The sequence below is a fragment of the Vibrio hannami genome, assembly GCF_029589055.1.
Taxonomy (GTDB): Bacteria; Pseudomonadota; Gammaproteobacteria; order Enterobacterales; family Vibrionaceae; genus Vibrio; species Vibrio hannami.
Genome location: NZ_JARQZP010000007.1, coordinates 722,662 through 736,685 on the forward strand (window position 1 = coordinate 722,662; position 14,024 = coordinate 736,685).

At 40.0% G+C, this 14,024-nt stretch carries 13 protein-coding genes, 1 tRNA gene, 1 pseudogene and 1 riboswitch; of the genes and pseudogenes, 2 read left to right on the forward strand and 13 right to left on the reverse strand.

What is annotated here, in order from left to right; all coding sequences use genetic code 11:
• Nucleotides 1-380: 380 nt before the first annotated feature.
• From P7F88_RS17720 to P7F88_RS17755, 8 genes and pseudogenes are all read right to left on the reverse strand, one after another.
• Complete coding sequence (locus P7F88_RS17720) at nt 381-800, reverse strand: hypothetical protein (RefSeq protein ID WP_277826848.1); 420 nt, start codon at nt 798-800, stop codon at nt 381-383.
• A 29-nt stretch (nt 801-829) separates the two neighbouring features.
• Nucleotides 830-1,483, reverse strand: a complete 654-nt coding sequence (locus P7F88_RS17725; RefSeq protein WP_277826850.1) for a hypothetical protein — start codon at nt 1,481-1,483, stop codon at nt 830-832.
• 26 nt (nt 1,484-1,509) lie between these two features.
• Nucleotides 1,510-1,902 (reverse strand): hypothetical protein, encoded by a 393-nt coding sequence (locus P7F88_RS17730; RefSeq protein WP_277826852.1) that lies wholly within the window; start codon nt 1,900-1,902, stop codon nt 1,510-1,512.
• Nucleotides 1,899-3,101, reverse strand: a complete 1,203-nt coding sequence (locus P7F88_RS17735; protein WP_277826854.1) for a hypothetical protein — start codon at nt 3,099-3,101, stop codon at nt 1,899-1,901. The genes P7F88_RS17730 and P7F88_RS17735 overlap by 4 nt, the downstream gene beginning before the upstream one ends.
• A gap of 200 nt (nt 3,102-3,301) precedes the next feature.
• Complete coding sequence (gene mobI / locus P7F88_RS17740) at nt 3,302-3,814, reverse strand: conjugative transfer protein MobI(A/C) (RefSeq protein ID WP_277826856.1); 513 nt, start codon at nt 3,812-3,814, stop codon at nt 3,302-3,304.
• A gap of 284 nt (nt 3,815-4,098) precedes the next feature.
• A complete protein-coding gene (locus tag P7F88_RS17745; RefSeq protein ID WP_277826858.1) occupies nt 4,099-4,305 on the reverse strand; it encodes a helix-turn-helix transcriptional regulator in 207 nt (68 codons plus the stop codon).
• Between the two features lie 74 nt (nt 4,306-4,379).
• Nucleotides 4,380-5,501, reverse strand: coding sequence for a hypothetical protein (locus P7F88_RS17750; protein WP_277826860.1), 1,122 nt, complete (start codon nt 5,499-5,501; stop codon nt 4,380-4,382).
• Between the two features lie 3 nt (nt 5,502-5,504).
• Nucleotides 5,505-6,749: pseudogene (locus P7F88_RS17755) on the reverse strand (tyrosine-type recombinase/integrase).
• Nucleotides 6,750-7,329: 580 nt separating this feature from the next.
• On the opposite strand from P7F88_RS17755, the gene P7F88_RS17760 reads away from it, so the two are divergent.
• On the forward strand, nt 7,330-7,524 hold the full coding sequence (locus tag P7F88_RS17760) for a hypothetical protein (RefSeq protein ID WP_277826862.1): 195 nt from the start codon (nt 7,330-7,332) through the stop codon (nt 7,522-7,524).
• Between the two features lie 185 nt (nt 7,525-7,709).
• On the opposite strand, the gene P7F88_RS17765 is transcribed toward P7F88_RS17760, so the two are convergent.
• The 4 genes from P7F88_RS17765 to ribB form a co-directional block, all read right to left on the reverse strand.
• The gene (locus P7F88_RS17765) at nt 7,710-8,240 is read right to left on the reverse strand and encodes a HEPN domain-containing protein (RefSeq protein ID WP_277826864.1); all 531 of its coding nucleotides are present in this window, start codon (nt 8,238-8,240) and stop codon (nt 7,710-7,712) included.
• Between the two features lie 126 nt (nt 8,241-8,366).
• Nucleotides 8,367-9,347, reverse strand: coding sequence for a hypothetical protein (locus P7F88_RS17770; protein WP_277826866.1), 981 nt, complete (start codon nt 9,345-9,347; stop codon nt 8,367-8,369).
• A gap of 954 nt (nt 9,348-10,301) precedes the next feature.
• Nucleotides 10,302-10,389: transfer RNA gene (locus P7F88_RS17775), tRNA-Ser, on the reverse strand.
• Between the two features lie 132 nt (nt 10,390-10,521).
• Nucleotides 10,522-11,178: a 3,4-dihydroxy-2-butanone-4-phosphate synthase gene (ribB, locus tag P7F88_RS17780; RefSeq protein ID WP_277826868.1), complete on the reverse strand. Its 657-nt coding sequence runs from the start codon at nt 11,176-11,178 to the stop codon at nt 10,522-10,524.
• 109 nt (nt 11,179-11,287) lie between these two features.
• Nucleotides 11,288-11,441, reverse strand: a riboswitch (FMN riboswitch).
• A 128-nt stretch (nt 11,442-11,569) separates the two neighbouring features.
• Between ribB and P7F88_RS17785 the strand changes: the two genes are divergently transcribed.
• Complete coding sequence (locus P7F88_RS17785; protein ID WP_277826870.1) at nt 11,570-13,096, forward strand: DUF2235 domain-containing protein; 1,527 nt, start codon at nt 11,570-11,572, stop codon at nt 13,094-13,096.
• A gap of 230 nt (nt 13,097-13,326) precedes the next feature.
• On the opposite strand, the gene P7F88_RS17790 is transcribed toward P7F88_RS17785, so the two are convergent.
• Complete coding sequence (locus P7F88_RS17790) at nt 13,327-13,956, reverse strand: class I SAM-dependent methyltransferase (RefSeq protein ID WP_277826871.1); 630 nt, start codon at nt 13,954-13,956, stop codon at nt 13,327-13,329.
• Nucleotides 13,957-14,024 lie beyond the last annotated feature (68 nt).

Genomic DNA, 14,024 nt, shown 5'->3' on the forward strand with positions numbered 1-14,024 from the left:
AATGTCGCAATTTAAGTCAAAATATACGGCGTTATGAGGCCTACCATGATAGAAAACGAGCCTTTGCTCGTAGACTTCAGTTAAACAGGAGCAAATTTTAAGCATCTTCATATAACGGACATTCGCTTTAATACTGCTCATATGGACTGGGTATTGTCTGAGTCAATTAAAGTAGATGTTGTATGTATAGCAGAAGGCTTTGTTTACAGTCAGTATGATTGCGAAACACTTAGTTTTTATCGTGAGCAGTGCTAACTTACTGACAATGCTCTCGTTATTAATACTACGCATTCAACTTTGTTACTGATGTCACATTACATATAACTACCTAGCCGTACGAGTAATTGCTGTTTCTTAAGATACTTAAATAGCATGAGGTCCTAGTATTCCGGCAAGCTTGTTTCTGCCAATATGATTAAACTATCTGTAAATGAGTACCCATATCCTAGCCCAAAGCTACCACCGCCTGAGACTGACTCGGTTTTCGTAAATAAGCTATATGAGCTGGAAACACCATCATCAGAGTACAAATAGTTGTAGTCGCCACTGGTTACTGGAACAATCTGCGTTACTTTAAATCCAGTATTATTAAGCTCATTTATCGCATCTTGTAGATCTTCCGCCAGCCTTAGGGAATCTATGCGTGATTTGGATATGCCTTTTTCTACCTTTTCCATGACAGTTTTATATTTTTCTTTCTTTCCCAATAAGGTCCTTTCATACTCTCCGGTAGCGACACGCTTTTTTACATATTCGTATTCAATTTCAAAATGTGCCTTTACTAATACTGTCTTTTGCATTTTAACTATTCTCCCAATGTACTACATAATCAATAGGTTTGATGATTGGTGCCAGGCAAGGCATCGTTAGACCTTTCTTTTTCAAGGCGCTCTCTCAGTTCAACAAAGGCTTGTTTAACAACTTCATCTTCAGCAGCGTCAATTTTTTGTTGAAGCAAACTGGTGTAGGAGTCATAAGGTAGTTTCATCAGAACGTATGCATTCACTTTGCCTTGAACAGCAACGAGCTCTTGCTTAGCGACTCTAAAGCCTACCAAATCAACTTTATTTACTAATGCTTCAATGGCCTTTGTGTATTGGTTTATAGATGTGCCAGAATCAGAGTCTTTAACAAAGCTTTTCTCATGACCAGAGAGTTTTTGTGCATATGCCTTCGCCAACGCATATTGAGCTTGTATATGGGCCTTAGAGAGCGCGATATCGACTTTATTACTGCTTCCCAAGCCAACGGCGTATGTTCCCTCCTGGTCAGCACTAGGTGTTGTTAGATACCAGTCTGGCAAAGCAGCGATTGATTCCACAGCTTTTTCTTGTTGCTCGGACTCTAGTTTGCGCGCTGCTTCCCGCCTGGCCTTCATTGCTTCGTTTTCCGCCATAGTAATGTCTTCATATGTCGAATTTGAACTACATCCAGCAATAAACATTAGGCTTACAAATGCAGCTGATAACATATTGTTTTTCATGGTTATGTTTCTCCAATTGTATAGTTTTATAGGTTGTATCCATACCAGGCGCAATAATTGCTGGTACCGCCATCACTAAAATAGCCTGCTTTAATTTTTTGCAGGCGACTTATCTCGCCCTTACTCAAAAGAGTTATGCTTTGCTTAAACTGCTCTTCACTTAAGCTCTTGCCTTCTACATCATCCTTAATTTCAAGTGTGGTTGTTGCTGTTACGGTCGCACTCAAGGATTGAACAATCGCAGCCTTTACAAGTGCTACGGCGAGAGTTTGGTCTTGCAGTTTGTCTCCACTAACCACAACGCAAGTAGACTTTGTAATTTGGTACTCAGGGTGAGCTTGATTCTCAAGCCACACTGGAAGTGCCGCTTTGGCTATTGTTGAAACACCATAAGTCAAAATGAGTAGTGCTATTTTCATTGGGTCACCTCTACGAGCTCGGCTTTTATGTTTGTTAGCGTTTGAAGAGTTTTTTCATCTACGTCTTCTATTAATACCGGATTGAGCACTTTTTCCGAAATGTAGTCTTTGGTGCGAGTGTCACCGCGCTCATGAATTACGTAGTAACTCGCTAGCTTAAGATAGGGTGTTTCGTTGCCGAAAGAGCGGTGGAGTGCCGTGATGGGGAGCAGCTGGCTCTTTTTGCCTATTGATACTTTGATGTAGAACCTATGCTTTGCCAGCTCACCAACAAAAATATCAGCTTTGGTATATTTCGCTGGTTGTTTTGTTGGAACTGCGAATGCACCGCCATAATTGTGCATGTGACCTCTGTACGTTAGTTTCACCTTCAAATACGGGTCGAGTACGGTCTTGATGGCTTCTTTGTCCACCTTCCATTTTATTGGCACTAATAAGTTATGGTTTCCTCTACTGTTCAAACGAAACTCAAGCTCGCCTACAGCAACCTCTGTTTTCATCATTGCACGAGTAAAATCTTGAACGAACTTCCTCTTCAACTCCTGGTTTTTCTTACTTGTTTGCTTAGCCATGAAGAGGAGTTCACCTTCGGAGAATAGGCGCTGAATGCTGGTATTGTTTTCTTCAATTCTTTGATAGAGGGATATGAACTGTTTTAGGCGCTTTATTCTTGAGGTATTGCCTATCCCGGCTAATGACCATAGCTCTTTTCGGAGTTGTTCGTTTTCGGTTTGTAGCTTATTGAGTTCATCGGTTAGCTTGCTATTTTGGCCAAGGCGTTTTAATCCTTCGCTTATTTCCTTTTTAGACAGCACCAATACGGTATCAACGTAAATAATCAAGTTGCCGTTCGCGTCAATATTGGTTTTAGTGGAAACGCTATTCACCTTAATCAGAGCGGCGGAAAGGTTCTGTATTTCATTGACTAGCATTTTTTTGTCCGAAATTAGCATCCGGGTTTGAACGTAGGTTCCGGCATACTCAACGGCACTGTTTTTGGCTAGCTGAACTGCTTTTTCTTTCGCGGATGCGATGGACTCAAATTCACCAACGGTATGTGCCTCAGTCACTCTCAGTTTAACGAGTTGGGGTGTTTCCTGTATTAGTTCAGTATCTGAATTGACCTGATTAGAGATAACTAGGAAAGCACAAATCAACAACTTATTTAAATAGTTTTTAAAATATGACTTAATATACATATACAAATGCACCTACAATAAATTATATGTAGGTGCATTATATCGAAATCTTGAATATTCCAAATCTGACAGTTACTAGTAGGTTTTAAATCGTACCGAGTTTATAATAAGATTTTCTACTCAAGAACGTTATGATGAATTCTATATTTAAATCAAGCTGAAAGACTATATCTTGATTTATGTTGACTTGATAATAATTATTACTGATTATCAATAAGTTTTCTTTTTATTCTTTTAATCGATATATCCCTTGGTGTTACTCGGTCCTTTATTGCAATTGCCTTTATCTCCTCGTCAGTCCCCTTAGCTGCATTTAATAAGTTATAATGAGCTTTCATCAAGTGTTTAAGTTTATGTCTAATAATTGATAGATATTTCTCTACTTGAAATATCAACTCATGCTCCCATGGATCTGCGTGATGAAAGCTTGTATCATAAGGCTTCCCGTTTGGCCGTATTGATACGGACTTTACTGTTCGATGAACTTTATCACGATATTTAACAAATGTTACTAGGTACCACCGTATTTTGAATGAAGAGCCCGAAAACTCTAAGCGTAATTGATATCTTGTATGCTCCTTCTTAACATTGTGTCCGTATTTTCTATTGATCTCTCTACGTGCAATACTATTCATCCAGCCTTCTTGAAACATTTGTGCTTCTTCAAATAGTTCGTCTATCTTTTCATATATTAATTTTTGTATTTCTTTCATGGAATTTCCTCTGGTATACAATAAGAAATGCATTAAATTCTTAATTCATTACTTAACAAATGTAGTAACAAGAAACCAACCAATTATGTACTATATGTATAAGCTTATGCTTATGGTTTTTTTAGTACTATTGTATAAGGCTTGGGTATTTTAGTATTTTGTACTACGCCACATTGCTGTATGAAATTACAGGGTCTAAATAAACTGCTGAAAGTCTTTACTTCTATTAACATCTTTTTTCGACCACTATATTGGTGGCCGAGCTTTCTACATTGATAGTTAGGTCAGAACATTGTGCAGTCACGTTCTTTTATTTTCTGTTCAATCCACTCTATTATTTCTTGTTCAACCCAGCCGACAGCTCCACCTCCTCTTCCTAGCTTGATAGGTTTTGGGAACTGACCTTCTGATATTCGTTGATAAATGCTACTTTTGCTTATTCCAGTCATATCTTTTACGGTAGAAAGCCTGATGATTTTTATGTTACTCATGCGTACCTCTCTGTGTTTGTATGAACTCACTCGTTGGAAACAAGACTACAAAAATTCCTCAGAAAAAAAACGCATCAAAATTTTTTAGGCAGCATCAGTTTTTCGGAGACACACCTGCCCAACCACTTCGAAACCGTTTCTAGGTTTACACCGGGAATACCGTATTCTTTTGGCCACCATATTTGAGATTTATCATCGATTTCACGAGCCCATTTGGCATTCTTGTTACAGTTTTCCGGATACATTGTTTTTACGTATACCGCGGGAATAAGAATTGTGATTCTTTGGTTTCTTGAGTTAAATCGGCCGTGATTTTCAGATTCATATCTCGGTCCCTCAATTTTCTCTGTTAAATCCGCAATACTATCTATACCGGAGAAACACGTATCATTTACGCACCAGTTTAAAAATGTATCTATATCTTCAATATGGAGGCTTGGCTCTTGTATCGATTTCCACTTTTGTGTAATTAAATCGAGTACTTTGGTTGCCCAAAGGTTGCTATCGGAAGTTATATTTGGTTCACGACTCATGATATGAATAGCAAAGCATAGGATGGCATATATTTTTTGGCTGTTGTATAGAGTATGATGCTCCATCATGTTAGGAAGTTTTTCTTTTTTGTTTGATGAACTATTATTCTGTCCTGTATTATCACTATCTATCGGAATATCATGATAAAAATAGTCATGAACTTTTTTAATATCTTCCTTTGATAGAAATAGATTTTTTACACTCAAATGTTGCTCGTTGTAAAGCCAAGCATCTTCAAATCGCACAGATAAACCTGTTTGTGTATTTCTATCTTCTAGAAACATGGTAGGATTGTTTTCTTCAAATATATGATTTCTCAAATGATGGGAAGGTAATACCCAGTAGTCGGAAATAACAGCATCATAAGTTATCGCTCTAACTTCGCCATTTATCACCAAACTGTTGTATTCTTTTATTTGCTCTATAATTGAAAACTCTGAGACTGAACTTATAAAGGTTTCTACATCTATCTCATCTAGCTTTAGAGTAAAATAAGCCACTGTTTCATCTTTGATTCTTATGTGTATTTTTATTTTTCCAGTCTCTCCAAGTTGAATTATTTTCTCTAGGCTTAAATCAAAATCGCTAAAAGATTCTGTAACTTGTTCAAGAGTGCTATATTCCGTCAAAAAAAGTTGCTTTGTTTGTTTTTTAATATTCATTTTCTAATCCTTGTTCATCTTTACAATAGAAAAATTGCCGAAAGAGCGTTCGTATATGTAATTGCTCCACCATTCCATTAGCTCCCTCCTTTCATTTAGGTATGTTGTTCTGTTATATGCGGCTCGAATTTTATTTGTATCTGAATGTGATAGAGCTGCTTCGATAACTGCCGTATTGAAGCCTTGCTCATGTAAAGTAGTTGAAGCTAATGAACGCAATCCATGTGCAGTAGTCCTCCCAGAAAATCCCATTTTCCCAAGAGCCTTATTTGGGGTTTCTGAGTCCAGGTGTTTCTTAGGGTCTCTCGGCGAAGGAAAGACAAATACTCGATGTCCACTAATTGGTTTCATCACTTCCAATATACTGAGTGTCTGCTTAGTTAGTGGGATCTCATGTGGTCGAGCCATCTTCATCCTTGTATCTGGGATCATCCATGTATTTCTCTCCAAATTAATCTCTGCCCATCTAGCTCCCACGGCTTCACTCGGCCTTGTCATGGTGTGTAATTGCCATTCAATTGCGCATCGCGTAACAAGCTGAATATTTGCCATAGAAACTCTTTGTAGTAGCTCTTTGATTTCATGTGGTTGAAGAGCAGCCATATGATTTGGTTGGGGTTTTTGAAATACTTCTCTGATTCCTACTAGTGGATTTGCTTGGAGTAATCCATAGTTCACCGCGTAATTCATTATCTCGTTCATCAGTTGTGCTGTACGTTTAACGGTTTCAAGGTGACCTGCTCTTTCTAAAGGTCTAAGTGCTTCGATCGCCATGGGAGCTGTTAATTGAGTTATCGGAATATCCTTCAAAACCGGAAATGCATGAAGCTCTAACTTTCTCCAATTTCCTAGGAGTGTTTTTAACTTCAATCGGTTTTTCTTAGAATCTCTCCACATGACTGCGACTACGTATAATGTGTTAGAGTTTTCTTCTCGTATGGAAGCTTTCTGTTGAATTCTCATTATTTTGAGATCAACCCCTGCAGAAACTAATTTGCGAAATTCGTGTGCTTTTTCCCTCGCTTCAATCTAGCTAACATCAGGGTACGAGCCCAACCCTAAATTTGACGGTTTCCCCGTAGTGCTTCTTATGTATCTGAACTCCCATGTTTTCGCTCCATTAGGTTTTATGAGCAGGTATAGATTACCGCCATCAGACAATCTGTAACTTTTATCTCTAGGCATAACCTTCTTTACCTGCATTGCTGATAATTTGTGCCTTGGTCTTCCACGAGTTTGTGCAGCCATGTCGTCTCCTTATTTAGTCGCCTACTAAATACGATACACAGCTAATTAAATTTCCAAAGTTTGTAACATAAAAATAACACTTGACATGTTGATTGAGAGTTGGGACTTGCTATTTAGGCATTTGGATTTTGTTGTAATGCTTTGATATATATTGCGTGTGTGCTGGTTATTATGCTGAGGTGAGGAGTTAACAGTTAATGATTTTTGTTTACAATATAGGCAATGGTTTTACTAAATTCGTCGTGTTTGGAAAAAATGGATGACCTGTTTTGTGGCTAATAGCGTAAAAATAGATGTAAGCATTTTCATTTAGGTAGCCGTAGTGTTCTATTCGGACACCAGCATGCAGATAATTTAACATCTGACGGAAAATAGATGGATGGTGTTTAGTCAATTACGGATTATGGATAGTAATGCCAAATGTAATATTTTCTGACCAAGCACAATCGAGTGAATTTTTTATCGAAAATATTTACGTATATAAGATATTGGGACTAATGCTGTATATTCGTTAATTTAGTAAGTTTGGTTATTTGGAAAGGGAAATATAATGTAGTCTTAATCGTGATGAGGGTGGAATATGCAAAATGTAAAAGATGAAGGTTTTACACCATTGAAAATATCAGGTGTAGTGATCTTTGTTATGTTCATCGAGTTGACGGTAGGTGAGGGGGCTTTGTGGTTGTGGATCCCAACGCTCATTCTTTTAATCGAGACTGTCTTTTTAAGCTACATTGTTTATTGGTTTCGTAAGACCAACGGAGGTGAGTCATGAATCCGGTATTGTTATTTATTGGTTGCGCTGGGATGATTTTAGGGTTGTTCGTCATATACGCCGATATGATTTTAAAGTGGTTGGAGTCAAGATTTTAGTCGGGTATTACAGCGTTTGGGGATGCTGTTAGTTGTGTTAAAAAAGCTATCCCCTTACGTGTGGTCAAAATATGTTGTTAAAGTAAACTATTTTGCTATTGTTACTTTTTCCATTGCACGCACTAATCCTTTTAGAAATCGTATCGCTTTCTCTAACTCATCTCTTTTTATCAAGTGGCTCTGACGATTTAATGTATTAGCCTGATGGGCTGCATCTCCACGCTTAGATATAAACTCGTTAAGTACTTTTTTAGCTTGAGGTGGGTGATAGTTATCCCACTTCCAGCTTTCTGTCACATCAACGTCAAAGTACGTTTTGAATAGTTGCTTTGTCTTATCTGTATTAGGGTTAAAAAAACGCTTTAAGTCCTCATCAACGCGCTTTTGTACAAAGTTACCTAACTGACTACCCTTCACCGACAAAAGCCATACATTGATTTCTTCTTTAAATCGATCCTTAACGTATGTTTCCCAGGAAGCCAGCGCGAGCACCATACCAGCTCTTTTCAGGGATTCAGCATTTGGACCTTGCTGCTTATCTTTTTCTACATCAAAACGAACAAGCATTTCCTCTGCATCTGTAATCGATTGCTCAAATAACCTTCCTGCCTCTGACATTTTTATTCCCTTGCTAATTGATCAACTAACTTATCGAGTTATTTTCGTAGTGCTTCTATTAAATTGTTATCTGGAAAACCCAGTATCCTCATGCTTTCATCTGGTTCAATGATAACCTCTATATATTTAGTCTTTGGTTCTAAACTCGTACTTTTGTCCTTGCGTGTAGATATGCGGAATCAGGATACTCGTGACAGTGTACCCCTGACTTTCTCTGCACTTGGAACATTGCCAGTCTTCTACACGGTCAACAGTGGTCAATCTGGTTTTAGGAAGGGGGGGCATGTAGTAAGAAAAACCTTCGGGCAACCTAGCTGTCACATCTTTAGCGTATTGCTCCCAGCCATTCATACCTTCATAACCTTTAATTTTTCCATCCAAAAAGAGATAGATAGAGCCGAGGCCAAAGGACTGGCTATCCCAAACTTTTACGTATTGAGACTCTGCATTAATAAGGTTTGTTCGGCCTAGTTGCATACCGTTTTCGAGTTCGAAATCATCGTTCCATAGGCCAAATATTGTCAACTTATCTTCACCGAGAGCGTAAGCAGTCTTTTTATATATTTTCCCTCCGAATGTTGCTTTTCCTTCTGGGGTTATCACTATTTCAGTGAGAACATTACCCTTATCTCGTAAGGTCTCTAGTATTGCGCTTTTGATGAGCTCGTTAGCTGCTATGTTGGCTTCTATTCCATCACTATATTTGGTAGCGTCTACTGCGACGAGCCAAGCTGGTTGTGTAGCAATATGATCGCTGATGAACATTGTTTCTAGGGTGCCACCTGTTGCGTGTATCGCAGCACCAGTGAAGTCGTGAGTGACAAGTGAAAATGCTGCATGTGCAAATGATACAGAAGCTCGCTGATCGCTAAATGCTTTCTCAATGGAGCTTATTTCTTGGTCAGAAAAATCTCTTAGAGGACTGCTATAAGTTTCTAAGCCCCATTTATATGGCTGTGTCAGAAAAGTTTGGTTAGCGATATTTAATGCTAGGCTATTTTCTTCACTGAAAGGGACGGGCTTAACTTCTGTTTTTGGTGAGATACTAGTTGAAGAACAACCGGATAATATAGTAGATAAAATGAATAATAAGCCGAGACGTTTCATATTGATAATATCCTGTGGTGATAAAAATTACTCAATTGCAGTGAAAAACTATCATGTGAAGAGGGGCTGATAGAATATTTGTCTTTTAAAACATTGGCATAGTTCGAATATACGGTAAATTTATAAGCCAATTTTGTTTAGTAGCTAACAAAGTTACTGTTTTTCCTGAGGAACTAAATGTTATTGGCGCCTTTCCTTTCTATTAGCCCAAGCAAGGCAATAGTTGATATTTGTATCATCAAAACTAGTAGGACTAGATCATCTGCGTGTATGACGTCTTTTGAATAATGAGAAACAACGCATGCGCTTAATGCCCCGCTGGCGATGAAGACAGTTATCAACATACTTAAAAGCAACCATTTTCGTTTCGAACTTGTATTAGTGGCTATAAGTCGGGCAGTTACTCTACCAATGATCACCGCGCAAAGCATAGTCATTACTGCGTAGCTAATTAATAGAAACGGTCCTATTAAGGATTCATTCATAAGTAGTTCCTTCAAGTTGCCTAAATAACTAGATGACTGCAGAGCAAACGAGCAATTAGATTTGCGTCTCTACTCAGGTCATTTATACAAGGTACCACTCGAATACGATTTCCAAAGCCACTTGTTACGTATTCATTTTACCTAGCAAAGTAATACTAATTTTTCAGTACTTTTGGTGGTGGGTATGAAATGGTCTGAATATTACTTTTGGTAGCAATTTCATTATATATCAGATGGTTATGGATTGCTTGTGAAGGGTAGGGTGCTTGAAAAAAGTGGTATAAGAGGAAGATATTTCTTCTAAAAAGTAATACTGATATAAGGGGAAAGTAATATTGGGTGGAAATAATATTACTTAATGTCGCGGATAGTACTGGTCGAAGATGAACTATACCGGACGATAACTTATTGATTTTATAGTATTCCAGGCACAAAAAAAGACGTCCCAGGACGTCTTGATTCGATAATATGGCGGTGAGGGAGGGATTCGAACCCTCGATACGTTGCCGTATACACACTTTCCAGGCGTGCTCCTTCAGCCACTCGGACACCTCACCAAATTGTTTTCGTTACCACGTTGGGCAACGAGGCGCTAATTTAATGATTCTTATGGCTTAGGTCAAGGGCAAATCATAGAAAAACGCCACTTTAAGGTTTAACTGCTCATTAAATAGCTGTTTAAGCTACTTTTAAGCCGTTTTCTTCATAACCTGGTTGCGGTAAAAGGCGATATCCTCAATGGTTAGAACTGGCATATCATGCGCTTTTGCGAACGTGACGATTTCTGGTGTTTTTGCCATTGTGCCGTCCGGGTTGGTTAGCTCACAAAGCAAACCAGCAGGCATAAGCCCTGATAGCTTCATTAGATCGACAGTGCCTTCAGTATGGCCACGACGCTCAAGAACACCACCAGGGCGAGCACGTAGCGGGAAAACATGACCAGGGCGGGCAAGATCGTTTGGCTTTGCATCTGGCTGGATTGCTGTTTTCACTGTTGTACAGCGGTCTTTTGCCGAAACGCCGGTTGTTACACCTTCTTTGGCTTCGATAGACACAGTAAACGCTGTCTGGTTTTGGCTATTGTTATTTATAACCATAGGAGGCAAATCTAGCTGGTTTGCCTGCTCATCGGTTAGGCACAAGCAAACAATGCCGCTGCATTCGCGAATCATTAAGGCCATTTGTTGCGGTGTAAGATGCTCGGCTGAATAGATGATATCGCCTTCATTTTCGCGGTCTTCATCATCTAATAGCATTACGCCGTGACCTTGCTTTAGTGCAGCCAGAGCTTTTTCAACGCGAGTGATTGGGTCGCCAAATTCGGCAAGTAGTGAGGTCTGATTCATGGTTTACTCCAATTAATTAATACCAGAATCAGGGCAGTTTCTTGAGGGAAAAAACACAAAGCAAAAAGCACCAGTTTTCGGGCGCAGAACCGCCGTAAGTCTGGTGTGTTTCCATTCTCTCTCATCCGGACTATAACCGTCGGCTCTGGCATCTCACCAGATCTGCTGACCTCGATAAATCGAGCGCTCGCGGGCTCATTCGCTAAGTTAATTATTAGGAACATACCGCCGGTGGGGAATTTCGCCCCGCCCTGAGAATTTCAAAATAAAAGGTTGTCCTTATTCGGACGGCGTAAGATTAATATAAATCTTTGTTTTTGGCTATGCTTCACACCTAAATTCTGATGGCTGACTATGTTCAAGATAGCTATACAGAAAAAGGACAACAGTTATGGCTAACTTACTTGTATGTTGCGACGGTACATGGAATGCAGAAGATAACAAAGACAATGGAGAGCCAGTACCGACAAATGTGAGGCAGATATTTAATTGTCTGCAAGCTATCCCCGGAGAGCAGGAAACTCGTTATCAGTCGGGAGTAGGTACAGGCGGTATCTTCGATAAAGTGCTTGGTGGGGCTCTCGGTATAGGTATTAGTGAAGACATTCGGGATTGCTACCAGTGGCTTAGCGATAAATATCGTTCTGGAGACAGAATCTTTCTTTTCGGTTTTAGCCGAGGCGCATTTTCTGCTCGAAGTTTAGCGGGAATGATCTGTCGGTATGGTCTGGCTGATTTTTCTGTTTGTGATGCGACGGAGAGGGAAGAAGTTGTCAGCGAGATTTACTCAAAAGGATACCGGGAGAAGGGCTCTAGAGAGATGCTTTTATCGCTGGATATGAATATTCGTTTCTATCCAGATTCAGACAAGGTGTTTTTTATCGGTGTATGGGACACGGTTGGTGCGCTTGGTATTCCCGACGATAAGGCTCTGCTTGATCTGTTTGATGATCCAAAACACTACGCTTTCCATGACACAACACTGAGTCCATCGGTAAGTTTTGCCCGTCAGGCGCTAGCCATTGATGAACGTAGAGGCAGCTTTGCGCCAACTCTCTGGGAAAAAGATAGCAACAACACTACTTCTGACTTGCTTCAGAAATGGTTTCCTGGCGTGCATAGCGATGTAGGCGGAGGGTACAAGCAGAACGGTCTTTCTGACGGTGCGCTAATGTGGATGATAGAGGAATTACAGAAAGCCGCGCCAGATATAAATTGGAATGAGAATCTGATTAAGCAAATCAAGCCGGATTATCAGGCGTTGCTGCACGATTCACACATAGGAGTGATGAAAGCTCTGATTACCGTACCAAGGACAATTCCCAATATCCGTAGCCGGGAAGATGAGTACCATGTGTCTGCTTTGCTTCGGCACGATGACCCGCCAAGAGAGCAGGGGCAGTATTTGAATATCAGAACACTATTACCGGGCGAAAAGCTGGTTATAGATATCTATGCCCGCCATCAATATAACTGGATAGGCATTTACCTTGAAGCAGGTAAGGAGTATCGATTTAGTGCAGAAGGGGCATGGGCCGATTCAACCATAGCCTGTGGCCCTAAGGGAGAAGGCGGGGAAGCGTTTAACGCTCAAGAGATCTTAAGAACTTTTGGTACGCTTATAGGGAAGGTTGAAAACACCGTATTCCATGAATTACTGGGCAGAGAAAACGCTAATTTTGTTGGCAGTAAACGACATGATGAATACCCCTGGTTTTGTCTCGTGGGCGCGATTGCCAATGGAGCTAATCCGAAGCTTGATGGAACGGTTGCTTCAATGGAGTCCTTTATGATTGGTGAACACAACACTCACAAAGTAGAAAAGTCGGGTTATCTATATTGCTATGCCAACGATGCCTGGGCGTTTTACGCTAACAACCGTGGATATCTGACTTTAACGATAGAAGAGGTTGGATAAGAAAAGAGATAACTAAAGGAAGAAGGGGAGACGAATTAACGTCTCCCCTAAACCGTTCTTAAATCATTACTAAGCGGGGCTGCCTTCCCCTATCAATTTACTGTCGTTCAGGAGTTATTGAAACAGAGCAGCAATTCAAATTTCAGCAACGGATAAGTACCGGAAAATTATATCTGAGGTGAATGCATATTTGTATTATTTATTTTTGATAAGACGAATTATTTGCTTTGTTATGCCATCTTACGCGCGATAGTGAACACACTGATATCTTGGGGGCCATGCTGCCACTGACTTTCAATAGTAAAGCCGGCCTGTGCCAGTTCGTTATTTAGCTCTTGTACCGTCATAACCTTTATATCCGGCAATAATCCTAAAAGCTTACCGATAGGTGCTACCCATTTGATAAATCGATAGTGTGAGGCACCTAGGCAAACCGCACTTGTGATAAATACACCACCGGATTTTAGGATTCGGTTACTCTCGTTCATTGCAGCGAGTCTGTCTGGAAGAAGGTGAACAACATTAAGTGCTAATACCGCATCCATAGTTGAAGAGTCAGCGTTAAACTGTTCGAGCGTACCCTGATGAAAAGAAACGTTTTCTATATCGGCTTCTTTCGCTTTTTCACGCCCAATATTTATCATGTTTTCTGAGATATCAATGGCGTCGATATGATTTACGTGCGGTGCATGTGCTATGGCCGTTGAACCCGTACCACAACCGAACTCGAGAACACGGGAGTCGGGAGAAAAATAGGCCTGTGTTTCAGCTAGTTTCTTCTGATAGTTCTCTTCATCTTTAATGGGCATCTGGGAATACTTCCTGGCGAGTTTGTCCCAAAACTTTGCGGAGCGATTCATCTTCGTTTCCTTTCTATTCGTGGTTAGCGGTAACGGACATAACAAAAAGGCAGCACCAAATGATGCTG

Bases quoted from the DNA above. Each gene is read 5' to 3' on its own strand.
- ribB (WP_277826868.1), bottom strand. From the start codon at position 11,178: ATGAATCAGACCTCACTACTTGCCGAATTTGGCGACCCAATCACTCGC.
- P7F88_RS17725 (WP_277826850.1), bottom strand. From the start codon at position 1,483: ATGAAAAACAATATGTTATCAGCTGCATTTGTAAGCCTAATGTTTATT.
- P7F88_RS17770 (WP_277826866.1), bottom strand. From the start codon at position 9,347: ATGAAACGTCTCGGCTTATTATTCATTTTATCTACTATATTATCCGGT.
- P7F88_RS17750 (WP_277826860.1), bottom strand. From the start codon at position 5,501: ATGAATATTAAAAAACAAACAAAGCAACTTTTTTTGACGGAATATAGC.
- P7F88_RS17790 (WP_277826871.1), bottom strand. From the start codon at position 13,956: ATGAATCGCTCCGCAAAGTTTTGGGACAAACTCGCCAGGAAGTATTCC.
- P7F88_RS17785 (WP_277826870.1), top strand. From the start codon at position 11,570: ATGGCTAACTTACTTGTATGTTGCGACGGTACATGGAATGCAGAAGAT.
- P7F88_RS17760 (WP_277826862.1), top strand. From the start codon at position 7,330: ATGCAAAATGTAAAAGATGAAGGTTTTACACCATTGAAAATATCAGGT.
- P7F88_RS17730 (WP_277826852.1), bottom strand. From the start codon at position 1,902: ATGAAAATAGCACTACTCATTTTGACTTATGGTGTTTCAACAATAGCC.
- P7F88_RS17745 (WP_277826858.1), bottom strand. From the start codon at position 4,305: ATGAGTAACATAAAAATCATCAGGCTTTCTACCGTAAAAGATATGACT.
- P7F88_RS17735 (WP_277826854.1), bottom strand. From the start codon at position 3,101: ATGTATATTAAGTCATATTTTAAAAACTATTTAAATAAGTTGTTGATT.
- mobI (WP_277826856.1), bottom strand. From the start codon at position 3,814: ATGAAAGAAATACAAAAATTAATATATGAAAAGATAGACGAACTATTT.
- P7F88_RS17765 (WP_277826864.1), bottom strand. From the start codon at position 8,240: ATGTCAGAGGCAGGAAGGTTATTTGAGCAATCGATTACAGATGCAGAG.
- P7F88_RS17720 (WP_277826848.1), bottom strand. From the start codon at position 800: ATGCAAAAGACAGTATTAGTAAAGGCACATTTTGAAATTGAATACGAA.